This is a genomic window from Pseudoalteromonas sp. P1-13-1a, from assembly GCF_001401875.1.
Taxonomy (GTDB): domain Bacteria; phylum Pseudomonadota; class Gammaproteobacteria; order Enterobacterales; family Alteromonadaceae; genus Pseudoalteromonas.
The window spans coordinates 54166-78584 of sequence record NZ_LKDV01000001.1 but is presented as its reverse complement, the minus strand read 5'-3'; the positions used below and the strand labels follow the sequence as shown (position 1 = coordinate 78584).

Sequence of the window (24419 nt, the reverse complement as noted above, 5' to 3'; positions counted from 1 at the left end):
CATTATGAACACTAATGGTAAAAACTGGTTTTGGAATGAATATAAATCATAATGCTTGAACGTAATCATCTACACATTATTAAAGAGGTTAATCGCCTTAAAAGCGTGACCGCCGCGGCCGAAAGTTTAAACTTAAGTCAGTCGGCTGTGAGCCATACTATTGCTAAATTAGAGCGCCGATTTGGCGTAAAACTGTGGCATCGTAAAGGCAATACGCTTGTATATTCTCAGGCGGGGCTTTATTTACTTTCACTTGCAGACAAAATGGTCACCGAGTTTGAGCACGCCGAGCGAGTATTACAAGAGTTTGCCCAAGGCCGCCGAGGAATAATGCGTATAGGAATGGAGTGTCACCCGTGTGAGCAATGGTTGATGGGCAAAATTCAGCAATTTTTAAAAGCATGGCCAGAGGTAGACGTAGAAATAAAAAGTGCCTTTAGATTTGATGGCATAGCAGCGCTAAAAGCCAACGAAATAGATGTGCTAATAACCCCCGACCCCGTAAATACAGAGGGCTTAAATTTTAGGTCTGTGTTTAACTACAATTTATGTATTGTAGTAAGCGAGCAAAACCCGCTATACAACAAAGCGTTTGTTACAGCACAAGATCTCGAAAACCAAATACTTTACACCGTGCCCGTAGGCTACAACCGCTTAGATGTTTACACCCGATTTTTAGACCCCGCTAACGTGCAACCCAAACGCAGAGTACCCATAGAAAGCACTGAAATGATGCTGCAATTAGTGTCGGCCAATCGGGGGGTAGCAGTATTACCAGAGTGGCTAGTGTCATCGCACGAAAGTCGTTTAGGCATAAAAGGCATCAGCATAGGTAATAAAGGGCTGCAAAAAAGCGTTAATGTAGGTGTGCGCGATGACGACTTACAGCTTGATTATGTAAAAGGGTTTATAGAATCAACGCGCTCTAATGTGTAAATGGATTTGCTGTTAAATGTAGGGCGTTAATGCGAATTAACGAAGTTTGTGGAGTATTAACTTTAGCTGTTAGGTATATGCCTGTTTAGGTCGGATAAGCGAAGCGCCATCCTAAATAGTAAAATACCTTGCCAATTATTATCACCATTTTATGTTGTCGTGTGGCTAGAGAGTGCCAAAAGCTGGTGTTCGATTATTTGTAATTAAGCGGCAGAAGATTACGTATTGCGGAAATTGCACTTTTAGGGACAGAGGTCAACTATGAGCGAAGGACGGTGCTGTGTCATGAGCAGTCATTCATGATTAAATTGTTTATGCCCATTAGAATTGAAACCAAACTGTCCCAATCGTTCTAATTCGATGCTACAGAGTGACTAAAGATTCAGGGCAAGGCAATTGGCTAATGCTGCTTTTAAGCGACTATAGCCAATTACACACCTAGGACATACCACACCAGAAACGATTTCAATCGTTAGTTTGGGTCTTTGACATCATTATTTCTTCTCTACGATAATTGCAGTGATTGTTTTGTTACCAACATTTTTAACTTGGTGTTCCCATTGGTCATGCCACATCACGTAGCCATCCGGGATCTCCAAAGTCATGTCTTTTTCACTCGTTATTATCGTTGCCTTGCCACCTTTTTCGAAGTAAACAGTCTCAGCATTGTGCTTATGCCAATTATCTTGTTCTCCTGGTTTAAGTGTCATCTTAAGCACCGTAACCTGTTCGTTCTCAAGAAGAAGTTCATATTGTTTTGGAGATGCGATGTGAGCAGGTTCGACTATTGTGTCATCTGCAAATGCGTTTCCAAGTAATAGGGCTGAAATAACAGCAGTCAATACAACCTTTTTCATAGTAGCTCCTATTTATGCATACCACGAATGGGGTAGTTGTTGTCAGGGTTTCGTATCCAAGCTAAGCCACTAATTAGAGACTGAAGTTCAGGTCTTACAAACGGATTGTTAGAAATGTCTGCTACGTGAACTTTTCCTTCACTATTGACTACAAATAGCCCCGGTTCAGCAAATGGATGATCGGTTTCTTCTAGGGACCTTGGATCTGATATGTACAACCCAAGTTCTTCCATTTGTTCAAGGGTAAGGCCGTATGCAATAGGGAAAGCCACATTAAGTCTTTCCATATGACTTTCGAGTTGCTCTTTACTGTCACCAGAAACGGCGATCAAATCTACGCCTGTTTGAGCAAGTAAGTCTTTCGCGTTTCCTAATTGGTTCAGGTATCGTGTACAAAGAGGGCAATGTTGACCTCTGTAAACAACAACCATCTTCCAATCCAAACCATTTTCAGGAATAGAAAGCTTTTTAATATCACCATTTAATAGCTTTGCTTCAATTACAGGGAAGTCAGCTCCCGCGTGTAATTTAGTAGTATATTCAACGCTCATAACTACCCCTTAAAAATGTTTGTTAATGTGAGCTTCAAAACGTTTGAAGTCGCTTTCAATCTCTGCATTTTTCATCACATCGAAGCATGCAAATGTTTCCATAGGCTTCATACCAAAAAACTTGAAGTTCATATGCATAGGGAATAATAGGTCATCAATTGATTTTCCATTAAAGAATTCGTTTTCATCATTAAACGCTTCTTCTGGCGCATTTAACGTTAGCGACATCATGTATTTTGTATTAGTTAGTGTGCCACCCATGCCATAGTTCTTTTTAGGTGCAGATTCGTCACGACCATCACCAACACATAGTGCACCCCCCATACCCGCTGTATAGACTTCATCCATGTATTTTTTGAATGACCAGGTAACACTCATCCAGTTTACCGGGGTTTGAAGAATAACGATGTCAGCCCATTGATGATTTTCAAGTTCTTTCTCAACATTAATCTCTTCTGAGATTGTAACTACGCGAGTTTTATGGCCTTTTGCCTCTAATATAGAAACTGCTTTTTCTACTAGCGTAGTGTTTAGCTTGCCTTCCGAAAAAGGGTAATATTGGTGACCATTAATAATTAAAATATTGCTCATTTGTGTTTCTCCAAAAATAAAATTTATTCTGAATGCCTAACCGTGGTATATTTTATATACCTTTTAACTACAATCAATTAGTATACTTTTAGTAACCTTAAGAAAATAAGAGAGAAACTGTGGAAAGTTCAATAAAAACAGATGGTAAGGGAAGGAAAAAAGTTTATAACGCGTGCATGGAGCCTTGCGCGATTGAAAAAGGTATGCGTTTGATCGGTGGAAAATGGAAAGGATCAATCATTTATCATTTAAAAGATGAGCCAGTCCGATTTAATGACTTAACTCGAATGCTAGGCGGCGCAACAAAAAAAATGGTTGATCAACGTCTCAAGGAACTTGAAGAAGAAGGTATGGTAATTAGAAGGGTTATAAGCGACAGACCCATAGCTGTTACATATGAACTTACTGATTTTGGCAAATCAGCACTTTCTATTTTAGATGATTTAAGAAAATGGTCAGAGGCAAATGGGATAGAGTTAAATTCAAAGTAGTTTTTACCTGTTCCAAGTCAATATTTAACAGTGGTCTTTCCGTATCAGATGAGCAAGCCTCGAATTTAGGGTAACTTTACGACCTATAGAGTAATTACGTTAAATCACTTTTGTCCAAAAATGATTTTGTTCGACTCTCTGCTCTCCGCTTAAAGCCACCCTTAGAGCATTTACGTTAACTCGTTTTGGGGCAAAAACGAGTTTAGGCTGGTGATCCTCTATTGGCACAAAGCAGCACTATGAGTTTTTAAACCTGAGCGTCCGCTCTTTGTCTGAAGCGGATTTTCGCAAAAATTATGTCTAATCTCCGGAGTTCGCTCATAACCGCCCATCAGCTGCCGTTATGAGCTATCCATTAAAACGCTAAGCTCAAACCTCAGCCTCTACACATCACGCGTTAACTTTTTTTAAATACAGCTCAACGCCTATGTTTGCTGCATCAACCGCACCAGCTACATAGCCCGGAAATTGCACCGACCATTCGCTGCCAATACCGACTAAATTTTGATGCCATGGGCCATTTTGCGCGGTTATGTAAGGTGCTGGCGCATGCGTATTAGCTGCGTGTATATCAAGCGATGTTGCGGTGAGCGGGTCTTGTGCCCAGTCTTTAATAATATCGGCTTTTGGTGTGGCGGCTTGTGCGCCAAAAAGCCTGACTAATTGCGCTTTGCAATGTGTGATTAAATCTTCATTACTAATGCGTTTTCGATCATCGGCGGGTATGCCAATAAAGCCAAATAATGCGGCTTGGCCTTGTGGGTTTGATGCGTCGTGTATTTCTGCCATTGGCCCAACGCTGCTGCGGGCGCTGCCCGAGAGCGTTTGCTTACGCCAAAATGGCGTATCGTACACAGCAATATACTTAGCGTGGGGTGCCATCCAGGTTGCGGTATTTTGCCACTGCGATACTAAATCGCTTGGCAATGCGGGGGTAAATGTTATTTGGCTTGTGGCTAAGCGTGGTGGTAGCGCAAGCATTACGTGCTCAACGTTTACTTTATTATCGGCTGTGTTAGAGGTGCTAAAGTTAACTTCAATATGACCGTGTTGGTGGGTAATTGTGTTTACCAAAGCGCCGGTCACTATGTGTTTGTTGCTAAGCTTTTCATGTAAGGTATTAATAAGTATGCCCATGCCACCCTTTAGCCGCATAGACTTAGGCGCATGCGTATAACCGGGCATTGCTGTTGGCGGCTGCGTATGTGAGTGCTCTACTAACGTATTGCCTTGATCGTACTGGGCAAATGTTTCTAGGTTTAGCGTTTTAATAATGGCATTTAATTGCGGCTGAAACTCTGGCCAAAACCACGTTGGGCCAAGATCAAAGCTGTTTGTTGTCGCTTGCGACAGGCTTGTAAAGTCCATAATACGGCCACCTAATTGGTCTCTGGCTTCAAGCAATATGTAATCGGTAATGCCTTGTTGCTCTAACTGATAAGCTGCATACACGCCGCTTAGCCCACCGCCTATAATCGCAATTTTTGTACGCATTATTTAGCCTCCACAGCCTACGTTTTTAAAATTCCCTACTTTTAGGTAAATTGTAGCGCTGTTATTTCCCGCTGATATTAACGCTTTACTCGTGCTTGGCAGCCTTAGCCAGCTTCCTTTTGAATATTCTACCTCGTTGTGTATTACGCTGCCGCCCAGTACAAATAGCTCTAAGGCATTATGTGCTTTTAGGTTATCAAATAGGGGCTGTTGCGGGGTTAACTTAACCAGTTTAGTTACTTCGTTATCATCTTGATAAAGCGGGCATATTGTGCGGTTATTTTGTGTTATCCACGTAGCCGGATCGTGTGTATTTATGCGCACAGAGGTGGTTTCTGTTACGCACATTTGCCACAGTTTTACAAAAATGGTTGCGCCACTTTTACTTTTAGGTGCATGTGAAGACCCTGGCGGATTTCGTAAATAAAAGCCTTGTGGGTAGTCGCCCGACTCATCTGAAAAAGTGCCCGAAAGTACCATTATTTCTTCTCCACCTGGGTGAGCATGGCTTGGAAAAGTAGACTCAGGCGCGTAGCGTACTACGCTTGTTGCTCTGGCTTTTTCAGCGCCTATTCTGTCGAGCATTACGCGCTCAACACCCGCCTGAGGCGATGTTTGCCAACTATATTGACTTGGCAGCATTAAAGCGTGTTGTGAAAAATCTGAATTGACTCGCATTTGTCCAACCTAAATAAAATAAGAGCAATAACATAAGTTATTACTCTGTGATACCAATCCGCACTAATACTTAATCATTTTGCGGGGCTAAACGTGTCGCTACCTGCGTTAAAAAATTCTCATATATAACAACTAAATAGCGAATTTCTTGCCTAACTATCAACACGTTTTTCCAACCTCAAAATAGATCACTTAATTAAGCGAATTGGTATAAATTTACGCTTATTAAGCGTTTTGTAATTGTGCGTGAGCGTCAAGTACTCGTGCACTGTAAGTTAGCGCTGCACCTGCATTTAAGGCTACAGCAACGCCTAACGCTTCAGATATTTCACCAATTGTTGCGCCGTGCTCAACCGCTTTTTTAGTGTGCATCGCAATACACCCATCACAACGTGTTGTTACGGCAACAGCGAGTGCTATTAGCTCATGTAATTTAGGCGTTAAATGGCCTGTTTTTGCGCCAGCGCCATCCATTGTCATTAATCCGCGTAGGGTATCTGGGCTTTGCTTAGCAAACGCACCTACAGTGTTCATTACTTCGGTGCGGTACGCGTTCCAATCTTGTGACATTTTTTACTTTCCTATCTTAAGTTTTTACTCAGCTACGCAGTAAATGCGTACTTCTGGGTCATTAGTAAGTAGTGGCGCGAGCGCGGTAACTACATCGGCATTAAATAAATCGCTTTCTAAATACTCATGAGCGTGCTCAATAGTTTCAAAGCCGTGAAGCACTTGTACATCTTCATCACGCGCTAATAACTCTTTTGAAACTGCGCCTCTTACAGTGTCTAAAAATGGGGCTTTGTAGGTATTAAAAACCTCTGCTGCTGCTTTTCTATTACCGTGGTCAACATTTAGTGTAATTTGTAAATAAACCATATTTGTTCTCCAGTGATTAAATTTAGCTATGGGCTGCTTTAGCCCATTAGCGCTTACAGTATTTATTAATAGCTATGAGTTACGACCTGCCATTACGCCGCCGTCAACATCCCATACTGCACCTGTGACCCAAGCGGCTTTGTCGCTGAGTAAAAACGTAATGGTGTTGGCGACATCTTCGCTTGTACCTACACGGCCAATTGGGTGGAAACTGTTAAAGCCTTGCAGGGCATCGTTTACTTGTGCTTTAGGAATAAAACCTTCGTAAATTGGCGTTTGTACAACCGCTGGCGATACTGCATTAACGCGAATGTTGTGCGCTGCTAATTCCATTGCTAGATGTTGCGTTAGCGCATGTAAACTTGCCTTAGCCATTGAATACGCCGACGAGGGGGTAGCGGCAATAGCTTGCTTACCCCACATAGAACCCACATTAACAATGGCGCCTGCGCGTTTTGCTGCCACTAAATTAGCGGCTACTTTTTGTGTAATAAAAAACAACGCGCGGTTAATTTGCATGTATTGATCGTAATCAGCCGCTTCGTGCTCTAAAAATGGTTTAGGGAAAAACACACCGGCAGCATTTACCAGTAAATCGACGTCTGTGTGGTCTTGTGAAAGTGTATTAATTAAGTTTTGCACGCCTTCATCGCTGGTTAAATCAGCGGTTAACACCTCAACAGTGCCTAAAGCTGATAGCTGCTCTTTTGCTGCTTGGGCTTTTTCTTTACGGTGGCCAACAATGACAGCTTGGCCGCCTTGCTCTAAAATTAATCGAGCCGTGTCAAAACCCATGCCGCTAGTACCACCAATAACGAGTAACTTTTTACCTAAAAATTGCTTAGTCATGATTATTTCTCCAAGCGCTAATATGCGCTGTATTTGTTATATAAATAAAAAGTATTGAGTTGCCTAATAGCAAGTAACTTGCTGTTTGGCTTGGGAGGTATTTTTTACTTATTTACTTGCTTTAACAAACGAGATAATCTGAATCATCAATAAAGAAAAAGTTTATCGTATGAAATCACCTATACATCTCAATGCATTAAAAGCGTTTGAAGCAAGCGCAAGGCACCAAAGTTTTTCAGCGGCAGCTGATGAGCTAAACGTAACCCCAGCAGCCGTTGGGCAGCTGGTAAAAACATTAGAAGAGTGGCTCGACACACCGCTGTTTCATAGAATGAGCTCTGGTAAAACACGGCTAATAACCACCGAAACCGCGCAAAGTGCCCTGCCATTAATACGCGAAGGGTTTGATAAACTTGCTCAAGGGCTAGACATTTTAAAAGACAACGCCATAAGCGGTGCATTAACGGTTGCAGTAAGCCCTGCATTTGCCGCTAAATGGTTATTACCTAGGTTGCATTTTTTTCAAGAAATATGTTCGCAAACCAGTGTAAATTTAAATACTAATTTAAAGCCGGTCGATTTTACTGAGCAACGTATAGATATAGGCATACGCTTTGGTGTAGGCACTTGGCAGGGCTTAAGCGCAGAAAAACTAATGGATGAAGAGGTATACCCGGTATGCTCTCCTAAGTTTTTAGAAGACTCAAACCGCTTAAATACCATAGATAAACTATTGAACGAAACCCTAATACACGATCAGTCAATGGATGACCATACGGGTTTTCCGTCTTGGTCGGCGTGGTTAAAAAAAGCCGGAGTAACAGGCCCTTTAACCACTAAAAGTATTCAAATAAATAACTCAGCGGCTGTATTGCAGTCAGCTATTGACGGTCACGGCGTGGCGTTAGCACGCAGTGTAATGGCTAAAGATGACCTAGCCTCTGGGCGATTGGTCAGGTTATTCCCTCATATTTATTTTGAATCGCCTTTGGCGTATTACGTTATTTATCGCCCCGAATGTGCTGAGCTGCCAAGAATACAGGCATTTAAAGAATGGCTATTTAAAGAGGTAGAAAACCCGCGGGCTAAAAGAAATTAAAGCTCAGGAGTACTTTTATAACTCATAACAGTAAAGAAAATGTTTACCATATTAAAAGATAATCTCTGTGGTTAACCACGTTCATTCCCCGTAAGATTTCGCTCCAAGTTAGCCACTTAAATGACTAAAGTGGCGTTTAATTAGGAGTAAATATTATGTCACAAGTAAGAGTATCGCCATGGCAAGATGGCGAGCAAGCCCCAGCCGAACTACTCGCCGAAATGCAAGGTCGTCGTCCAAACGGTGAATTAATAGGTATAGATAGAGTACTACTAAAAAGCTTTCCTTTAGCTAAAGGCTGGAATGAGTTGCTAGGGCGCGTTAGAGCAAACTTTGGTTTATCGCTTGAGTACCGCGAACTTATTATGCTGCGTGTGGCGGTATTAAACAAAGCCGATTTTGAATGGAATGTGCACTACCCAGCATACATACAAGCTGGCGGTAGCGATGAAAAAGCAACTGCACTTAAAAGTGTGGTAGTAAATGCTGAGTTATTCTCTGAGCAGGAGCTGGCTTTGCTTGAACTTACTGAGCAGTCAACCACTAAAGTAAATGTTGATAGCGACGTTATTGAACGATTAAAAGCACTATTTGGCGAAACGCAAACTGTAGAAGCGGTAGCAACTGTGGCTGCTTATAACATGGTATCGCGCTTTTTAGTGGCGTTAGACATTTAAATACCTCAACTACAACTCTCTTTTTAGCCCCTTACATACTTTTAGGAAAGTGAAATCATGCAAAAATTAAACGCTATAGACTCAGATAGGCTTGAGCCGAGCGACCCTCAAGTTCAAACAGCTAACTTATGGCGTTTAATGTTAGCCCAGGCACTTTCTGGGGCTAATAGCGTTGTGCTATATGCAACAGGTGCGGTAGTGGGCAGTTTGCTTGCTCCTACTGCACTTTTAGCCACTTTACCTGTTTCTATTTTTGTTTTGGGCATGGCGTTGTGTGTTTTACCCGCCGGTGAATTAGCACGAAAATATGGCCGCCGTGCAGCCTTTATGGCCGGAACTGGCGCGGGAGTTTTAACCGGACTATTAGCGGCTATTGCGTTGTATATAGACAGTTTTTGGCTGTACTGTTTATCTGCGCTATTGGGCGGCGCTTATGCGGCAGTGGCCTTATCATTTCGGTTTGCTGCAACCGATGGCGTGCCCGAAAATAAACGCCCGCAAGCGCTTTCTATGGTAATGGCAGGTGGCGTAGCTGCAGGTGTTATTGGCTCTCAGTTAGTTACGCATACCATGCACCTATGGTCAGACAAAATGTTTGCTGCCACATTTATAGCGCAAGCCATTGTCGCGGCTCTCGCTGGTGTTATTTTGTTTGGCGTTAAATTGGCTAAGCCTTTAGCAAATCAAGCATATTCAGGAAGGTCATTGAGCACAATAGCTTTGCAACCACGATTTATAAGCGCGGTTATTTGTGGTGCAGCATCGTATATGGTGATGAACTTTTTGATGACATCGGCCCCTTTGGCAATGCATATGCACGGACATAGCCAAGAGTCAGCAAACTTAGGAATGCAGTGGCATGTTATTGCTATGTATGCACCTAGCTTTTTTACCGGTAAGCTCATTGCACGTTTTGGGGCTGCTCGTATTTCTGTTTTTGGTATTAGTTTAACTGCAATTTCAGCAGCTATAGGCTTTTTAGGTGAAGGTGTATATCACTTTTACGCGCTGTTAATTTTGTTAGGCATAGGTTGGAACTTTGGCTTTTTAGGGGCATCAGCATTAGTGCTCGAAACGCACAAGCCAGAAGAAAAAAACCGTGCTCAATCGTTTAGTGATTTTATTATGTTTGGCTTAATGGCGGTGGGCTCTTTTTCATCGGGTGGGTTATTAAGTGCCTACGGTTGGCACACCGTTTTATGGGCATCGTTTGTGCCTTTATTACTGGCCGTTATTGTTTTGATATTTACCAAAAAATACCAAGCCTAAACACACTAACCGCCCTACAAGCCGCTTATATAAGCAAGCTAAAGTTTATTAAGCTGCTGGCAAAGTAGCCTTACTTTTAATTTTTGTAGCGAGGCTGTTTTATATGAAATATAACGCGGCCTAAAATATTCCCTTGCTTGATTAAACCAAGCTCTTTTGTACTTGTGCTACTGGCATGGTCGCCGCTTAATAAGTAGGTATTATGCAGTCCTATATGGCAAATACGTTTGATGATGCGGCCATACTTTGGGTGCTCTACCAGTACTACATCACCTAGTTGGTAGTTTATATTTGGCCAGCACATACTTAGTACATAATCTAAATCAAAAAAAGTAGGAGACATACTCTGCCCCCTTACTTTGCTTATGTTGCACTTTAACACAACGTGAGAGCTAGGCGCTTTTTAGGTCTGGGTAGACCACGTGCTCGCTTGGCGGGTATGGGCTTTTTGCTTGATAGGTTGCAATGCCTTTGGTTTGCCAAAACGAGTCTGCAAATTGATTTACTAGTGCGAGTAATTGCTCAGCGTGTTCGCGATCTATATGTTGTTTACACTTTGATGCAGTGAGCATAATTGAATGCACTAATGCATGCGTATCAGGAAACTGATCAAACTGAGGCTGTTTAAAGTAGTCGCCCCAAATTACGCGTACTTCTTCTTTTACTTTAGAAGCATGAATTTCTTTTTCGCGCACTAACCGCGCAAGTTGTGCAGTATTTGCTACTGATAGCGGTTGTTCTAATTCGTTAATAATGTCTATAAATCTAATTACGCTTAATGCTGCAATTTGTGCCGTGCTTGGGTCGTATATTTTGCAAGGAATATCGCAATGTGCTGCTGCACTTTTAAATTTTAAAAGTTTATCTAGGCTGTTAATAAATGAGTAAAGCATACTGCGTTTCCTTATGATTTATTGCGCTTGGCACGTTTGTAAAACGAAAACGAAAAAGCGGCTACTACGGCTATAATGGCGCCATAAAATAGTAAGTGTAAGTACGCAGCAGACCAATGCGCGTGGTCGTGACCTTCGTGGGCAAAAAGCGGTAAGCTCACCATGGCTATAAAAATAACGAGTAAGTTTTTCATGTGTTTATCTCCTTTAATTAAGACTCTGTGTTGCAAACGATACGGGTGTAAATGAATGCGTTTTAACAAACACCATAAGCTCACTGCGGTTTTTACTTAGCCCCCACAATAAAGCCGATAAGTCGTTGTGCTTATGGCTATTGCTAAGCTGTTTTTCTAGGCGGTGTTGGGCTTGTTTTAATAAACTGTAGGCTGAGCCACATTGCGTTTGCTGCGCGAGTAACGTTGCTAAATTATGATGAGCGACCAACATGGCACATACAGCGGCTTTATCTGTTGGGTGTGCGCTTAACAAGTTATTAGATAACGACAAAGCAACTTGGTAGTGGCTTTTAGCACTTTTAATATTGCCATTGTTAAAGCATTCGTTACCTACTTTTGTATAGCTTTGCCATTGCTGGTACTCGCTTAAATTGTGCATATATTAGTGCTCTGTAAGGTGTTGTGGGTGTTGTAATGCGAGCTTTTTAAGTTGCGCAATACATGCAAAAACAAAATCACTGAGTTTGTCGTCACAATAAAAAAGGTCGTATAGCAGGCTAATTGATTGTGCTAGGGCGTTATGGGCAGCGTGTTTTTCGCCTAAAAAATACAGCGTGGCATACAGGCGCTCTGTAAGTGAGGTTATTTGGATAAGCTGCGTTTTATCGGCGTAATTATGCATTTGCGTTAGTAACGTAACGCTTTCTAGCGCACTACCTAAATGCGGTAATGCCTGTGCAAACTGGGTTTGTTTAAATAATGCCTCACCACTTAATTGTGCGGTTTTAATATCTATAAGTGCTTGCTCAGGTTGGCATAAAACATGTTGTTTATGCCTAGCGCACAGAAATGGCAAAGCCATAATATGTTCCTCATTTATTTACTTGCTAAAACTGTAAAGTAGAAATACAAATAGATCAAATGATAATTGTTTTTATTTGTATTTATTTGGGTTTGTGTTTTATTGGGGTGGTATAAAGCGCATTATAAATATATGATATTGATAATTATTTGTATTAATGGGTGTGTGAAGTGCGTATGAAAAAGTCTATGTTAGCTCTGGCGTTAGTGACTGGTTTGGGCGGTTGTAGTACAACCACTGTGCCGCCTGATAACAGCTCATCATTATATTTTTCAGCACTTTACAATTCACAAGCAAAACCTGTTAGCTCTGTATTATTAGAGCCAACACTTTTAAATGCCGATGTGATTTTAGTAGGTGAATGGCATACGCACCCAGGCGTGCATTTATTTCAGGCTGCGTTATTTGAGCAATTAAGCAAAAGTAATAAACGCACTGCCCTGTCGCTTGAGCAATTTAGCCGTGCCGATCAGCCTATTTTAAATCAGTACGTTAAGGGTGAAATTGGCGAGCAATATTTAATTGATAACACGCAAGCGTGGCCCAATTACAAAAGCGATTATCGGCCACTTATAGAGCTGGCTAAAGCGAACAATAGCGATGTAATAGCAGCAAATGCACCTAAAAACATTGTTACCTGTATTGGCAGGCAAGGCATAAGTTACCTAAATAAACTTGATGAAACACAGCAAAGTTATATTGCCAGCACTATTGATACCTCCCCCAGTGATTATAAACAACGCTTTATGGCATCAATGCACCACGGCACGGCGAGTCAAAACGAAAACTATTATGCTGCGCAAGTTACCTGGGATGAAACCATGGCTGAGTCTATTGTTAACTATTTGAATAATCATAACGGTGCGCGGGTAATGCATATAGCGGGCGATTTTCATGTGAAAAATGGTGAAGGTATAGCGCGTGTTATTAAGCGGTTAGCACCATCGCTCAATGTTGTTTGGATATCGCCGGTAACAAGTGTGCAAGCTAATCAAACAGGGTATCAGTTGCAGGTTAACGCTTTGCCACCTCGTTATGTGCAAAAACAGCATCAACAAGCGGCTTTTAAAGCGTTAGCTAAACGCGGCGAGCAAACAGTTTGCTTATAAAATAACGACATAGTTAGTGAATCTTTTAGCTAGGGCTCAGGTTAACTATGTCGTCATATATTTAGTTATTGCGGGCTTGGTTAGTTAACTCAACCAACGCTTTACGAACCTCTAACGGGCTGTTGCACAAGGCTTTAAAGTTAATAAAGTAGTTACGCTTTTGGCTTTGTATATAAAAGCCTGTGGGTAATAGGCCGCTCATTATTGGGGTGTTATCAGCAACGCTGTGGTGCTGCATTAATATGAGCGACATAGCATCTTGATGATCGTCGTTCATGTGGTTAATCATGCTTTGCTGCTGGCTTTCGTCCCAGGCTTTTGCCTCGCCCTGCCACTCGGTTTGTTCAAGCCAAAATATTTTGCCAAATCCGCCAATGTAACGCACTCGTACTACGTCTAATTGCCATAATTGAAAGTCGTGCGCGTTGCGATAGCTAGCGGCTTCGGGGTATAGGGCAATATAGTTATTAAGTAAAGTGTGTGCTTGCTCACTTGGCACAATAGAGCCATCGCCTACAAGCGTTACTCGCCCGTGCTCGTTTTGATCGCCACTGGCGGCGGCATCAAAAATAGTTAGGCTCATACGAGAGTCGTGTTTTAGGTTTTTAGTGTGCTGGGCTATATCGCTAATAAAAAAGTAAACCCGGCCTTGCTCGTCGCACATATAGGGAGTTACTGAGCCAAACGGGTAGCCGCGTAAATTATTTGAAATAGTTGACATAACACCGGCATTGGTTTTGTAAACCAAGGTGCGTGCATCGTTTAATGCTTGCTCTCTCATAAAAACTCCTGACGTTGAGAAAAAACCATGGGTGCATCGTTATAAGGATGAGGATTTACGTGCAGTTTCATGGCGTACATTTGTTGTAAGTTTTGTTCAGTTAGTACAGTGTTTATAGGCCCGCTTTGCAGCACTTTTTTGTTGTGCAGTAAAATAGCGTCGGTTGCATACAGGCTGGCCAAATTTAGATCGTGTATTGCTATAATAGCGCTGTTACCTTGCTCTACAAATGCTTTAACGCAGCTGAGCAAAGCATGCTGGTGGCGCATATCAAGTGCGGATGTAGGCTCGTCGAGCAGCATGAGTTTTGGCTCGGCCGATTGTGTGAAGGCGTTTAGTTGCGCTAAAGTGCGCGCCATATGCACACGTTGTTGCTCGCCGCCCGAAAGCGCACTTACGCGGCGAGTTAAGTAATTACTTAAATCCATAATAGCGGCGTACTTATGTACTTTTTCGCTTTGCATTTTTAATGACTCTACATACGGGTAGCGGCCCATAGCAATAAGCTCAAATACGGTAAAATCAAACCCTACATGGTTAGCTTGCATCATTACTGCGCGCTGTGTAGCTAGGCTTTTTTTAGCGTGAGTGGCCAGCGGCTTATTATTAAAAAGTACACTACCTGTAAAGGCATGCATACCCGCTAAGGTATGTAGCAAAGTAGACTTACCCGCGCCATTTTCACCAAGTAATGCGACAAGTTGGCCTTGTTCAGCACTGCCATTAATGGTGTTTAAAACGCTATGGTTGCCAAAGCCAACGCTTAGATTACTAAACGCGATCATGACCAACCTCGCTTATTTTTAACGATTAAATAAATAAACAATGGCGCACCTAAAAGCGCAGTAATAATGCCAATAGGTAGCTCTGCAGGCATAACGACTAAGCGTGCTAACCAGTCTGAAAGTAGCAATACTACTATGCCAATTAACATACAAAGCGGCAGCATATTACGTAAATGCGGCCCCACCATTAGGCGGGCAATATGCGGGACGACTAAACCAACAAACCCTATTAAGCCGGTAAGCGCCACGACTGCACCAACACCTAATGCAACAAGTATAATGACATATAATTTAAGTTTATTGGTGTCTACTCCTAGGTACTGAGCTTGGGATTCGCCAATTAGGAGTAAGTTCATGGGCTCTTTTAAGCGCCACAGGCCAATAAGACTAATAAGCAGCAAAGGCGCAGCTTGAATAATAGTGCCCCAGCTTGCTCCGCCTAACGAGCCCATGGTCCAGTAATTTATTAATCGTAGTGCGCTGTCGTCAGCAAAAAAGCTCAATAGCCCAATAACCGCAAAGGCTAATGCGTTAATAGCCACTCCCACTAATATAAGTGTGGTGATATTAATTTGCCCTTGTTGCTTGGCAATAAAATATACCAGCGAGGTTACCCCAAGCGCCCCCAAAAACGAGGCATAAGGTAAATACAACTGCGCGTTAAAACTAAACTGCGCGCTAAGTGCAATAAATGCTACTGCAACCATGGCCGCACCCGCACTAATGCCAATAATAGATGGGTCGGCCAATGGGTTGCGGCACAGTGCTTGCGTTGACGCGCCTGTTTGGGCAAGCACCAACCCGACAAGTACAGCAAGCATAAAGCGTGGCAAACGTATTTGCATAACCACATTAATTTGTAGCGCATCAAACTGGTTAAAGTACTCGGGTGCCAGCCACGCAATGGCTAAACGCCAATCCCATCCGGCAGGCCCGTACCCTATGCTTAGTAGCGCCAAAGCAAAAATACAAACAGATGAAAATAGCATCCATTTATGGGTTGGACTAAGAGTTACAGGCCTAAAGTGGCTCAATGTTAGGGTGTTCATAAGTTAGCTTTATACTCGCTAAGCGCATTAATTGCTGTGGCAATGCGCGGCGACATGCCAAGCGAAAGCAGGCTATTCATTACAAGTAAATTACAGCTTTGCGCCGCTTTTAATAAACGTAGAGTAGGCTGCTCACAAAAGGCCTGCTTACCGCCAAGGCTGTGTACAACGTGGGCTGGGGCGACTAAAAAATCGGGCTGATTTACAGCCAGTATCTCAGTGTTAATTGCTTTAAATCCTGAATGCGTAGCGCCTATATTAGTAATGCCTGCGTAGCTAAATAATAAATTAGGCACGGTTTCTTGCCCGGCGGCAACAAGCCCGCGCTCATTAGCTGAGAGTAAAAATAGCGCACTGTGCGTTTGCTGTTTTGCCTTTTTGGGCAGCGATTTTTTAATTTGAGTAATAAGTGACTGTGCTTTTTGCTGGGCGTTTAAATCGTCACCCAAGCGTTTAATTAGCGCAAGTAGCTCGTTAACAGAAGTAGGCTTTTTATAATGAATGAGCTTAACCCCTGTTGCCTCAATTTGCTTAAGTGCTTGGCTTCGCCCTGCCCCTTCAAGCGCTAATAAGGTGGTTGGGCGCATAGAAAGTACGCCTTCTGCTGCTAAATCGCGATAATAACCCACCTGCGGTAACTGCGTAGCTTGTTGCGGGTACATGCTAGATTGATCAACCGCTACAAGGTCATTTTGTTGGCCTAGCGCATAAATTATTTCAGTTAGGGTGCCGCCCGCGCTAATAACGCGTTCTTGCGCAAGTGCAGGTTGGGCCATTAAAGCAAACACTATAAATAGGTATTTCATTACATACTCCGGTTTTTATTTTTCGGCTATTATAATCAATTAAACCTAAATGAAAATGATTATCATAATTAATTGATCTCAATTTGACTTAGTTGTAACATCTCCGCCATAAATAATAACTATTATCATTTTGAGTTGAAATGAATCCCTCTGCATTTAAATTTACTGCTATAGCAACCTTATTACTTGGCTCGGGTGCTGCATTTGCCGAAAACATAATTGACGACCATATTGTTGTAAGTGGCTCGCGCTTTGAACAAAAGCTTAAAGATGTAACAGGCTCAGTAACGGTTATTACCGAACAAGACATAGAGCACCAGCTAGCAGTAGATTTACAAACCATGTTTAAATACGATCCTAGCATTGCAACCACAGGCAGTGGCGCAGGCGCGCAAACACTTACCGTGCGTGGTGTTGGTGGTAACCGTGTTGTATTTATAAAAGATGGCCGACGCACTAACGATGGCTACGCAGGTGGAGGGGGGTATTTAGTTGGCCGCAATTACTTTGATGTTGCAGGCGTAAAACAAGTAGAAGTAGCCAAAGGTGCAGCATCGTCTTTGTATGGCTCTGATGCACTGGGTGGCATTGTGGTTATAACCACCAAAGATCCAAGCGATTATTTAAAAGATAACAGCAGCTTTGTAAAAATGGCACTTGGGTATCAAGGTCAAAGCAACCAAGTTGCCGCCGATATTACCGCTGCAAAAGATTTAGGCGACTTTGCTGTAAGCGCCGTTTATAGCCACCGCGACAGCGAAGAAGTACAAAACTATGATGAAAACTTACCTGGCTACGATGCGAAATCGGACGCTTTATTAGTTAAATTTGAGCAACAGCTTGATGAAAAACGCACAGTTAAATACACCCTTGATTACTTTAACCAAACAACTGAGCAAGTAATTACTCCCGCCGTTCAAGAAACCGAAGAAGACGACACTAATTGGTCACTAGCGCTAGATTACTACTCAGAGGTAGCAACAGCGGCGTTTGATAAATGGCACGGGCAAGTGTCTTACAGTAGTTACGAGCAACAAAGCGACCAAATTAGCGGTGCAAGCACCTACACCGATTATAACGACTATCGTTTTGAGCAAAATATTTTAGGTTTAAAAGCGGTATTTAATAAAGGACTTAAAGGAGAAACCACCGATCACGAAGTGGTATATGGGATTGATATAGACTTATACGACACCACCCGCCCACGTTTTAAAACCCGTGTTTTAGCTGATGGCACGGTTGATTTTACAGACCAAAAACAAAAAGCATTCCCGGGGGCTGATACCTCTTTAATAGGAGCCTACGTACAAGATAGTATGTCGTTTAAAAACAGTGCGTGGTCGGTTATTGCAGGTGTGCGATATGATTACTACACCCTAGAGGCTAAAAATGATGAGCTATACTTGGATGCACAGCTTGATGATATTACCGAATCTGCTTTTTCGCCTAAACTAGGTGTTATTTACCAAGTGGATGATAACTTATCGTGGTACGGGCAATACGTACGAGGCTTTAAAATACCGCCACACGACCAAGCCTATCAAAGCCATGGTGTTGAACCGTTTTATCAAATATTACCAAACGCTGATTTAGACCCTGAAAGCAGCGACTCATTTGAACTTGGGTTAAGATACGCCAGCAGCGATATTAGCGTAAATTTAAGTGCTTTTTATGCAGCATACGATGACTTTATTGAAACCGCCGTAGTGGGTGTTGAGCCAACATATATTCCTGGCGTAAACAAAACGCTGTTTCAGTATCAAAACATTAGTGAAACTCAAATAAGCGGTGTGGAAGGAGGAATTGCCATGTATATTGCTGAAAATATACTACTAGAGGCAAACGTGGCCTATGTTGATGGTGAAAATAAAGAAACCGATCAGCCACTTACCAGCATTAGCCCGCTAAACGGCTCGGTATTGTTAAGCACGGAGCTTGGCGATATTAACTGGACCGCTGCGTGGCGTTTAGCTAAATCGCAATCGGATGTGGTGCTTGATACAAACGGCGATAAAACTACCCAAGGACATGGCTACGGCGTTGTTGATTTATACGCAAATTACGAGTGGCAGGCATGGCAGTTAAATGTAGGCGTACTTAACTTGCTTGATAAAGAATATGTCCCTTTTGAGCTAATTGCAGGGCAATCACAAAGTGCTGACTTTAGCCAATACACCCAACCTGGGCGTAATTTTTCAGCCAAAATAAGCTATGAGTTTTAATTAGCGTTTAACGCATTACATGCCAACAAGCGCTGTATGCTGCGTGAAGCTGCAGCGCCTTGTTATTTTTTTTAAATGGTATTTTTTTTAAATGACACCCATTTTAACTTATCGGTATTAACTGGAATAATTATAAGGAGACACCCATCTTAACTTTTCAATCGATTGATTGGGTTAACGACCTAAGCTTATAAACTTAATAAGACACCCACTTGAATAACCCATAACTAAATTAGAAGGACACCCATCATAATTTTAAATAAATTGGCTTAATTAATCAGGCAACTTTAAAAACTCATAAGCTAATTGCTTATTTAGAGGCATTTACGGCGGTTATTTTAAAAATGTGTTGTTAGGTATGTGGTTAGCTAAATTAAGAGCATGCTTAAACCTGCTGCTATGCAGTTTTAAACTATTAAGGAGGCTTTAGGCTAGTAGCTTTTTACAATTACTATAATTTACTCGTCGCTTTTTATTTAAGTGTTCGCAATAACTTACATGTGATTGCGGTTTACCTACCGCACCGTGAAATACGCGGGTAAAGTCAGTAGTGAGTTTTAACCAATTCTCTGGCGATATGTTTACTCTTTCTAATAAAGGGAGTTGGGTGCTTTCAATAAACCCTGGTTTATCATCGCGAATGATGCGCCCAGTAAGTTCAACTAATTCAAGGTAATATTTAAGCTCAAACGGTAAACCTTTTGGCATAAATTTACGTGGTTTACCTGCAAACTTTAAAAGTTGTTTGGGCTGCTTTGAATTTTTAGCGCCCTCAATACGTTTTTGCACACTTGTAAAGTTGGAGCTTTCAGGAGTTTTAGCCGCTTTTGCCCTAATTGGATTTAAATCAACGTAAGCCATACAAGCTGCAAGGGCTGCTTCATCAAGAAGAGCTTGTGATTTAAACCGCCCCTCCCAAAACCGGCCAGTGCATTTATCTTCTTTATTAGCTTTTCGGGCAATATGTTCGTTTAAAACGCGCATAAACCAGCTAATGCTAGATAATCTTTCTCTGTATTGAATAACAGTTTGGCTTAAAAAATAGCGCTCAGTACTGCTAAGCTCCTCACCTTGTAAAAATTTTTGCGTTAGTGGTGTGCCTTTACAAAGCTTATGCCAGCGCAGCACTATGGCTTTGTCATTTAACCTATTTGCTTTTTTATCATCCACATAAAGTACAATATGCGTATGATTGCTCATAACTGCGTAAGCGCAAATATCAATACAAAATATTTTAGCGAGGCTAAATAGTTTTTGCTCTACCCAGCCTCTTCGGTGTTCGTAAGATTTGCCTGTTAATGAGTCTTCGCCGCATAAATAAGCATTGCGTACACAGCGCGAAATACAGTGATAGTATTTTGTATCAGCCAAACTTATTTGGCGTTTTCTTGCAATAACCATGTAGCGCCTGTTTGTTTATTAAGCTAAATAAATTTTAGTTGCTAAATGGCTAAAGTACAAAATTAACAGTGGGTGTCATTGTAAATGTAAACTTTTAGCTCTTCATCATCTTAAACTTACTAAATAGTTACACTTTATAAAACTGTAAAGTCTCGGGTTTCTAAATAACTCGGCGCATTTTTAAAACAGGCCTCTAGCTTACTTTTAAGTGCAGTATTTATCGCAGTATGACACTTTAACTCTGCGTTATATTTACCATTTCGCAAAGGTACTAAGCTTATTGAGTCATAGCTTGGCTTGCTTTGTATTTTATGAATTACCAAGCCTTGCGTTGCTGAAACCTTTATTAAATCAAACTCTGTTTTTTTGGGTTTAGTTATAGCGAGTTTTTTCACATATAACGGTTTTTTAAACGTTAACTTTGTTGCAAACAATGCGTTGCCACCGCGCTCAAAATGCCCGTTAAATACAGTTACATTTAAGGTGGGTGTCTTTTTATTTATTAATAAGTTCAAATCAAATTTGGTGGGTAAAATAGTGATCTGACCTTGCTCGTTTGCTGCTTTTTTTAAAACACTTTTGATTGTATTAAAGTGGGTGTCATCTGTAGTTACTTCATACACAATTTGGTAGTCGTGTGGAGGGGCGTATAACGGCATGTGGCTAGCCAGTACTTTATCGCCCGCTAATATAAGCGCCATACCATGAAATCCCACGTAGCTGTGGGCTTTGTGTGTGTTATGCGTGTTTTGTTGAGGTGTATTTGCAAGCGCTGAGCTTGAAAATAAAATAAAAAATAGCAGTATGTATTTCATGTTAATGCTCAAAAATAAATATAGCGCTACTATAAGCTGGTTTTTATGTATAAATAATCGATAATAAGTAGCTAGTTGTTTCTTTTTAATTAATACGGCTTGGCGCTATGCATTTAGATGACATTGAAAAAGTAATACATATGGCGGGTTCGCAAAATCTGCATACAACCGCTAAACATTTTAATATTACCCCAGGAGCGCTGTCTAAAACGCTAAAAAAGGTTGAGGCAAATTTAGCCACAGAGCTGTTTAACCGTGTGGGTAAAACCTTAGTACTTAATGATAAAGGCAAAGAGTTTGTTAAGCACAGTAGCGATTTAGTTCATAATTACCAGCAGCTCACTAGCCGTTTTAAAAGTGATAATCATAAATTTAATGCGGTTATTGCAGGCCCTGCCATGTTACTTAAAAGTGGCCTTAAAAAGCTGCTTACCCCTCTTAGTAACCTGCCCTGCTCGGTGCGTATTAATAATGTATTTGAAGGTGAAGCCATAAGCCAAGTTGCGTCTGGCTCGGCGCATATTGCGCTAGTTACTCGCGAGGCACTAAATAATAGCTCACATAGTAATTTAGTGGCGGTTGATGTATTTTATACTGGGTTTAGTGTGGCTGCGCACACTTCGCATCAGCTAGTTCAAAAAGGGGTATTAACGCTTAGTAAAAACCAATTACTGCAGACGGCTTTTGCATGCCCTTTGTTTTCACCGTTATGCGGCTTAGAGCAAGGTATAGGCTCCGACGGCTGGCAAGATGAAATAGCCCCGCGCAATATTGTTTTTAGATGTAGCGACTACAGTGCGTTAATAGAGGTTGTGCAAAGTGGCTTGGCGTTGGCGTATTTACCAAACTTTGTGATTGATGATTTAGGGCTTACAAAATTAACTGTAAAGGGGGTTAACAGTCACTACAGTGAAAGCATTGTAATGATATACAAACCCTCAAAGGCCGATGGTTGGCTTAATAAACTTATGCATTCTTTATAAAAAAGCGCTTAAAAATATAAAGCGCCTTAACCACTACATTAAGACGCTTTAGGATGAAAACTTTAATTTGCTAGCTATTAAAAATTATACGCTAACGACATTTTAAATTGAGTTGGCGCACCTGGGTAAACCCATAAAGCGTTGTAGCTGCTTTCGGCGTAATCTTCATCAAAAATGTTATTAACACTCATACTAAGCTCGGTTTGCTCGGTTAAGTTTACGTTGCCAAACACGCCTACTAATTGGTAGCTTGGTAGCCTAAAACTTAAATCGGCGGCATCACCTAAACGGCTACTTGTGTATTGGTAACTTGCGCCAAACTCTAGCTCTTTGCCCATTAATGCTGTTTGATGGCTAAGCGTAAGGTTTAGGTTATTTTTTGGCACATTAACCAGCGGGCTGCCTTTTTCAATTGGTACGCCCCAATCGGCATTAATAATGTCGTTTGCTGTGGTGGCATCTATATAGGCGTACGATAAGTTAAACGCGGTTGCATCAGTAATATAGGTGTTTAAATCAAGCTCAAACCCTTTGCTATCGGCTTTACCAATAGGGGCTGAAAAACCAACGTTTACAGGGTCTGCCACTAACATATTACTTTTAGACGCGTCAAAAATAGCCACAGTACCGTTTACGCCTAGGTACTCAAACTTAGCGCCAACTTCAAACGAGTCGCTGTATTCAAAGCCAAACGGGTCGCCGCTTGCATCAGTGCCACTCAGTGGTAAAAAGCCTTCTGAGTAACTACTGTATAACGTTAATGCATTACTTAGCTCGTATACTACGCCAACGCGCGGGCTTACTTGGCTTTCAGAGCTGGTTGAAAACACGCCGCTGTTGGTTTCTAAAATGTCTTGGTCAACGCTGTCAAACCTTAGGCCAACTAATAGCTTAAATTTGTCGGTAATATCCATTTGGTCTTGAACATAAATACCGTATGCGTTTTGCTCTTCGTCGTTTTCGTAAAGCAAGCTAACTGCTGGGCGTTCAACATCGTAGTTTGGCTCAAAAATATCAACAGTATAGGTACCATTACCGCCACGGTAGCGTGAAAGCGCTGTACGTAAATCGTATTTATATGCATCGGCACCTATTAATAAGTGGTGCGTAATGCCTGCTGTATCTACACTGCCGCTAACTTCAAATTTAACGCTTGTGTCTTCTACTTCGTAGTCGCGATAGCGCTGTTGGCGAGTAAGTGTGCGGCCATCGTCAAATAACGATTGGCGCGACGGCGAAAGCTCAGCATCCGACGAAAACCCCGTTAATGTAGAGCTGCGATAGTTTGCACCTATAACAAGTGACCATTCGTCGTTAATGTCATGATTTAATGTAATTTGATGACCGCGCGAATACACCTGCGTGTCGCCATCGTTTGGATTACCTAAATAGCGCGAGTTTGGTACGGTGTTAAAATCGTTATTAAGAACAACAACGCCACGGTCAAATAGCTGGGCTAAATCTACGTATTCAAACTCATAAGTCACACTGGTCGATGCGTTTATTTGATGATAAACAGACGGCGTAATCACCTTTTTATTGGTGTACACCTCATCGCGGTAGCTGTCGCTATCTTGCCACGCGCCATTAATTCTAAACGCAGTGGTATCGTTAATGCCGCTTGTGTAATCGCCTTCAATACGGTTAAAGCTGTCGTTGCCTAAGCTTAGTTTTAGCTCACCTTGAGAATCAAACTGTGGCTTTTTAGTCACAATATTAACAGTACCGCCGGGCTCTGAGCGTCCATAAAGTGCTGAACCCGGGCCTTTTAAAACCTCTATATATTCAATGTTGGATACATCACGCGGGCCGCTAAAACCACGCCCACCGCTAAAGCCATTAATTAAATAGCCCGATGGCATGTTTTCGTTACCCGAAAGGCCACGAATAGAAAAGCTATCCCATAATGCACCGCTGTTATTTTTGCGAGAAATACTCGCCGAAAAATCAAGCGCGTCTTGTAATTCAGTAATGCCTTTTTGATCAAGCGCAGCACTGCTAACACTTACAATAGATTGCGGCATTTGCTTTTGAGGAATGTCGCCACGGTATGCTTGTTTATAAGTAACCGATATTTTTTCAATTTCGTCGGTTTGCGCTTGTGCAAGTGTTTGCGCACTAATGCCCAAACAGGCTAAGTAAATTAAAGAGTACTTCATGATGATA

At 41.8% G+C, this 24419-nt stretch carries 28 protein-coding genes; 8 read left to right on the top strand and 20 right to left on the bottom strand.

The features are described from left to right. Positions 1-51 precede the first annotated feature (51 nt). Complete coding sequence (locus tag AN391_RS00395) at positions 52-936, top strand: LysR family transcriptional regulator (RefSeq protein ID WP_055013547.1); 885 nt, start codon at positions 52-54, stop codon at positions 934-936. Between the two features lie 494 nt (positions 937-1430). Here the strand turns inward: AN391_RS00395 and AN391_RS00390 are convergent, their stop codons facing one another. Genes AN391_RS00390 through AN391_RS00380 form a run of 3 tightly spaced genes read right to left on the bottom strand, consistent with a single transcriptional unit; the run spans position 1431 to position 2935 of the window. Beyond that, on the bottom strand, positions 1431-1793 hold the full coding sequence (locus AN391_RS00390) for a hypothetical protein (RefSeq protein ID WP_055013546.1): 363 nt from the start codon (positions 1791-1793) through the stop codon (positions 1431-1433). An 8-nt stretch (positions 1794-1801) separates the two neighbouring features. After that, a complete protein-coding gene (locus tag AN391_RS00385; protein ID WP_055013545.1) occupies positions 1802-2344 on the bottom strand; it encodes a peroxiredoxin-like family protein in 543 nt (180 codons plus the stop codon). A 9-nt stretch (positions 2345-2353) separates the two neighbouring features. Further along, positions 2354-2935 carry an NAD(P)H-dependent oxidoreductase gene (locus tag AN391_RS00380; RefSeq protein WP_055013544.1) on the bottom strand — a complete coding sequence of 194 codons (582 nt, stop codon included), beginning with the start codon at positions 2933-2935 and terminating at the stop codon, positions 2354-2356. Positions 2936-3054: 119 nt separating this feature from the next. Here AN391_RS00380 and AN391_RS00375 point away from each other — a divergent pair, with 119 nt between their 5' ends. Then, positions 3055-3426 (top strand): helix-turn-helix domain-containing protein, encoded by a 372-nt coding sequence (locus AN391_RS00375; protein ID WP_055013543.1) that lies wholly within the window; start codon positions 3055-3057, stop codon positions 3424-3426. A 390-nt stretch (positions 3427-3816) separates the two neighbouring features. On the opposite strand, the gene AN391_RS00370 is transcribed toward AN391_RS00375, so the two are convergent. From AN391_RS00370 to AN391_RS00350, 5 genes are all read right to left on the bottom strand, one after another. Continuing rightward, complete coding sequence (locus AN391_RS00370) at positions 3817-4920, bottom strand: FAD-dependent oxidoreductase (protein ID WP_055013542.1); 1104 nt, start codon at positions 4918-4920, stop codon at positions 3817-3819. 3 nt (positions 4921-4923) lie between these two features. Then, positions 4924-5598, bottom strand: a complete 675-nt coding sequence (locus tag AN391_RS00365; RefSeq protein WP_055013541.1) for a cupin domain-containing protein — start codon at positions 5596-5598, stop codon at positions 4924-4926. Positions 5599-5823: 225 nt separating this feature from the next. Further along, positions 5824-6168 (bottom strand): carboxymuconolactone decarboxylase family protein, encoded by a 345-nt coding sequence (locus AN391_RS00360; protein WP_055013540.1) that lies wholly within the window; start codon positions 6166-6168, stop codon positions 5824-5826. Between the two features lie 24 nt (positions 6169-6192). Then, a complete protein-coding gene (locus AN391_RS00355; protein ID WP_055013539.1) occupies positions 6193-6477 on the bottom strand; it encodes a hypothetical protein in 285 nt (94 codons plus the stop codon). 72 nt (positions 6478-6549) lie between these two features. Continuing rightward, positions 6550-7326, bottom strand: coding sequence for an SDR family NAD(P)-dependent oxidoreductase (locus tag AN391_RS00350; RefSeq protein ID WP_055013538.1), 777 nt, complete (start codon positions 7324-7326; stop codon positions 6550-6552). Between the two features lie 169 nt (positions 7327-7495). On the opposite strand from AN391_RS00350, the gene gcvA reads away from it, so the two are divergent. The 3 genes from gcvA (at position 7496) to AN391_RS00335 (ending at position 10371) form a co-directional block, all read left to right on the top strand. Next, positions 7496-8425, top strand: a complete 930-nt coding sequence (gene gcvA / locus AN391_RS00345; RefSeq protein WP_055013537.1) for a transcriptional regulator GcvA — start codon at positions 7496-7498, stop codon at positions 8423-8425. Positions 8426-8580: 155 nt separating this feature from the next. Then, entirely contained in the window at positions 8581-9102 is a 522-nt protein-coding gene (locus AN391_RS00340; protein ID WP_055013536.1) for a carboxymuconolactone decarboxylase family protein, read from the top strand. Between the two features lie 57 nt (positions 9103-9159). Continuing rightward, on the top strand, positions 9160-10371 hold the full coding sequence (locus AN391_RS00335; RefSeq protein WP_055013535.1) for an MFS transporter: 1212 nt from the start codon (positions 9160-9162) through the stop codon (positions 10369-10371). A gap of 76 nt (positions 10372-10447) precedes the next feature. On the opposite strand, the gene AN391_RS00330 is transcribed toward AN391_RS00335, so the two are convergent. The 5 genes from AN391_RS00330 to AN391_RS00310 are packed head-to-tail and all read right to left on the bottom strand — an operon-like array spanning position 10448 to position 12302. After that, positions 10448-10753: a S24 family peptidase gene (locus AN391_RS00330; RefSeq protein ID WP_268795547.1), complete on the bottom strand. Its 306-nt coding sequence runs from the start codon at positions 10751-10753 to the stop codon at positions 10448-10450. 10 nt (positions 10754-10763) lie between these two features. Next, a complete protein-coding gene (sodN, locus tag AN391_RS00325; RefSeq protein WP_055013533.1) occupies positions 10764-11264 on the bottom strand; it encodes a superoxide dismutase, Ni in 501 nt (166 codons plus the stop codon). 11 nt (positions 11265-11275) lie between these two features. Next, positions 11276-11458: a hypothetical protein gene (locus tag AN391_RS00320; RefSeq protein ID WP_055013532.1), complete on the bottom strand. Its 183-nt coding sequence runs from the start codon at positions 11456-11458 to the stop codon at positions 11276-11278. A gap of 13 nt (positions 11459-11471) precedes the next feature. Beyond that, positions 11472-11879, bottom strand: a complete 408-nt coding sequence (locus tag AN391_RS00315) for a hypothetical protein (RefSeq protein ID WP_055013531.1) — start codon at positions 11877-11879, stop codon at positions 11472-11474. A 3-nt stretch (positions 11880-11882) separates the two neighbouring features. Further along, positions 11883-12302, bottom strand: a complete 420-nt coding sequence (locus AN391_RS00310) for a hypothetical protein (protein ID WP_055013530.1) — start codon at positions 12300-12302, stop codon at positions 11883-11885. 176 nt (positions 12303-12478) lie between these two features. Here AN391_RS00310 and AN391_RS00305 point away from each other — a divergent pair, with 176 nt between their 5' ends. Next, positions 12479-13411, top strand: coding sequence for a ChaN family lipoprotein (locus AN391_RS00305; protein WP_055013529.1), 933 nt, complete (start codon positions 12479-12481; stop codon positions 13409-13411). Positions 13412-13472: 61 nt separating this feature from the next. Here AN391_RS00305 and AN391_RS00300 read toward each other — a convergent pair whose 3' ends face one another. The 4 genes from AN391_RS00300 to AN391_RS00285 are packed head-to-tail and all read right to left on the bottom strand — an operon-like array spanning position 13473 to position 16832. Then, on the bottom strand, positions 13473-14192 hold the full coding sequence (locus AN391_RS00300; protein WP_055013528.1) for a HugZ family protein: 720 nt from the start codon (positions 14190-14192) through the stop codon (positions 13473-13475). After that, positions 14189-14977, bottom strand: a complete 789-nt coding sequence (locus AN391_RS00295) for a heme ABC transporter ATP-binding protein (RefSeq protein WP_055013527.1) — start codon at positions 14975-14977, stop codon at positions 14189-14191. The genes AN391_RS00300 and AN391_RS00295 overlap by 4 nt, the downstream gene beginning before the upstream one ends. Then, a complete protein-coding gene (locus AN391_RS00290) occupies positions 14974-16026 on the bottom strand; it encodes an iron ABC transporter permease (protein ID WP_055013526.1) in 1053 nt (350 codons plus the stop codon). The genes AN391_RS00295 and AN391_RS00290 overlap by 4 nt, the downstream gene beginning before the upstream one ends. After that, positions 16023-16832, bottom strand: a complete 810-nt coding sequence (locus tag AN391_RS00285; RefSeq protein ID WP_055013525.1) for a hemin ABC transporter substrate-binding protein — start codon at positions 16830-16832, stop codon at positions 16023-16025. Before AN391_RS00285 ends, AN391_RS00290 begins: the two co-directional genes overlap by 4 nt. 140 nt (positions 16833-16972) lie before the next feature. Here AN391_RS00285 and AN391_RS00280 point away from each other — a divergent pair, with 140 nt between their 5' ends. After that, positions 16973-19054, top strand: coding sequence for a TonB-dependent hemoglobin/transferrin/lactoferrin family receptor (locus tag AN391_RS00280; RefSeq protein ID WP_055013524.1), 2082 nt, complete (start codon positions 16973-16975; stop codon positions 19052-19054). Positions 19055-19480: 426 nt separating this feature from the next. Here AN391_RS00280 and AN391_RS00275 read toward each other — a convergent pair whose 3' ends face one another. Both AN391_RS00275 and AN391_RS00270 read right to left on the bottom strand, forming a co-directional pair. Continuing rightward, a complete protein-coding gene (locus tag AN391_RS00275; RefSeq protein WP_055013523.1) occupies positions 19481-20455 on the bottom strand; it encodes a transposase in 975 nt (324 codons plus the stop codon). Between the two features lie 134 nt (positions 20456-20589). Then, positions 20590-21270, bottom strand: coding sequence for a hypothetical protein (locus tag AN391_RS00270; RefSeq protein WP_055013522.1), 681 nt, complete (start codon positions 21268-21270; stop codon positions 20590-20592). A gap of 107 nt (positions 21271-21377) precedes the next feature. Here AN391_RS00270 and AN391_RS00265 point away from each other — a divergent pair, with 107 nt between their 5' ends. Then, a complete protein-coding gene (locus AN391_RS00265) occupies positions 21378-22253 on the top strand; it encodes a LysR family transcriptional regulator (RefSeq protein ID WP_055013521.1) in 876 nt (291 codons plus the stop codon). Positions 22254-22330: 77 nt separating this feature from the next. On the opposite strand, the gene AN391_RS00260 is transcribed toward AN391_RS00265, so the two are convergent. Then, positions 22331-24412: a TonB-dependent siderophore receptor gene (locus AN391_RS00260; protein WP_055013520.1), complete on the bottom strand. Its 2082-nt coding sequence runs from the start codon at positions 24410-24412 to the stop codon at positions 22331-22333. Between the last annotated feature and the right edge of the window lie 7 nt (positions 24413-24419).

What these genes read in the sequence shown, in the direction of transcription:
- AN391_RS00395 (WP_055013547.1), top strand. Translation starts at nt 52, where the DNA reads ATGCTTGAACGTAATCATCTACACATTATTAAAGAGGTTAATCGCCTT.
- AN391_RS00390 (WP_055013546.1), bottom strand. Translation starts at nt 1,793, where the DNA reads ATGAAAAAGGTTGTATTGACTGCTGTTATTTCAGCCCTATTACTTGGA.
- AN391_RS00385 (WP_055013545.1), bottom strand. Translation starts at nt 2,344, where the DNA reads ATGAGCGTTGAATATACTACTAAATTACACGCGGGAGCTGACTTCCCT.
- AN391_RS00380 (WP_055013544.1), bottom strand. Translation starts at nt 2,935, where the DNA reads ATGAGCAATATTTTAATTATTAATGGTCACCAATATTACCCTTTTTCG.
- AN391_RS00370 (WP_055013542.1), bottom strand. Translation starts at nt 4,920, where the DNA reads ATGCGTACAAAAATTGCGATTATAGGCGGTGGGCTAAGCGGCGTGTAT.
- AN391_RS00365 (WP_055013541.1), bottom strand. Translation starts at nt 5,598, where the DNA reads ATGCGAGTCAATTCAGATTTTTCACAACACGCTTTAATGCTGCCAAGT.
- AN391_RS00360 (WP_055013540.1), bottom strand. Translation starts at nt 6,168, where the DNA reads ATGTCACAAGATTGGAACGCGTACCGCACCGAAGTAATGAACACTGTA.
- AN391_RS00355 (WP_055013539.1), bottom strand. Translation starts at nt 6,477, where the DNA reads ATGGTTTATTTACAAATTACACTAAATGTTGACCACGGTAATAGAAAA.
- AN391_RS00350 (WP_055013538.1), bottom strand. Translation starts at nt 7,326, where the DNA reads ATGACTAAGCAATTTTTAGGTAAAAAGTTACTCGTTATTGGTGGTACT.
- gcvA (WP_055013537.1), top strand. Translation starts at nt 7,496, where the DNA reads ATGAAATCACCTATACATCTCAATGCATTAAAAGCGTTTGAAGCAAGC.
- AN391_RS00340 (WP_055013536.1), top strand. Translation starts at nt 8,581, where the DNA reads ATGTCACAAGTAAGAGTATCGCCATGGCAAGATGGCGAGCAAGCCCCA.
- AN391_RS00335 (WP_055013535.1), top strand. Translation starts at nt 9,160, where the DNA reads ATGCAAAAATTAAACGCTATAGACTCAGATAGGCTTGAGCCGAGCGAC.
- sodN (WP_055013533.1), bottom strand. Translation starts at nt 11,264, where the DNA reads ATGCTTTACTCATTTATTAACAGCCTAGATAAACTTTTAAAATTTAAA.
- AN391_RS00320 (WP_055013532.1), bottom strand. Translation starts at nt 11,458, where the DNA reads ATGAAAAACTTACTCGTTATTTTTATAGCCATGGTGAGCTTACCGCTT.
- AN391_RS00315 (WP_055013531.1), bottom strand. Translation starts at nt 11,879, where the DNA reads ATGCACAATTTAAGCGAGTACCAGCAATGGCAAAGCTATACAAAAGTA.
- AN391_RS00310 (WP_055013530.1), bottom strand. Translation starts at nt 12,302, where the DNA reads ATGGCTTTGCCATTTCTGTGCGCTAGGCATAAACAACATGTTTTATGC.
- AN391_RS00305 (WP_055013529.1), top strand. Translation starts at nt 12,479, where the DNA reads ATGAAAAAGTCTATGTTAGCTCTGGCGTTAGTGACTGGTTTGGGCGGT.
- AN391_RS00300 (WP_055013528.1), bottom strand. Translation starts at nt 14,192, where the DNA reads ATGAGAGAGCAAGCATTAAACGATGCACGCACCTTGGTTTACAAAACC.
- AN391_RS00295 (WP_055013527.1), bottom strand. Translation starts at nt 14,977, where the DNA reads ATGATCGCGTTTAGTAATCTAAGCGTTGGCTTTGGCAACCATAGCGTT.
- AN391_RS00290 (WP_055013526.1), bottom strand. Translation starts at nt 16,026, where the DNA reads ATGAACACCCTAACATTGAGCCACTTTAGGCCTGTAACTCTTAGTCCA.
- AN391_RS00285 (WP_055013525.1), bottom strand. Translation starts at nt 16,832, where the DNA reads ATGAAATACCTATTTATAGTGTTTGCTTTAATGGCCCAACCTGCACTT.
- AN391_RS00280 (WP_055013524.1), top strand. Translation starts at nt 16,973, where the DNA reads ATGAATCCCTCTGCATTTAAATTTACTGCTATAGCAACCTTATTACTT.
- AN391_RS00275 (WP_055013523.1), bottom strand. Translation starts at nt 20,455, where the DNA reads ATGGTTATTGCAAGAAAACGCCAAATAAGTTTGGCTGATACAAAATAC.
- AN391_RS00270 (WP_055013522.1), bottom strand. Translation starts at nt 21,270, where the DNA reads ATGAAATACATACTGCTATTTTTTATTTTATTTTCAAGCTCAGCGCTT.
- AN391_RS00265 (WP_055013521.1), top strand. Translation starts at nt 21,378, where the DNA reads ATGCATTTAGATGACATTGAAAAAGTAATACATATGGCGGGTTCGCAA.
- AN391_RS00260 (WP_055013520.1), bottom strand. Translation starts at nt 24,412, where the DNA reads ATGAAGTACTCTTTAATTTACTTAGCCTGTTTGGGCATTAGTGCGCAA.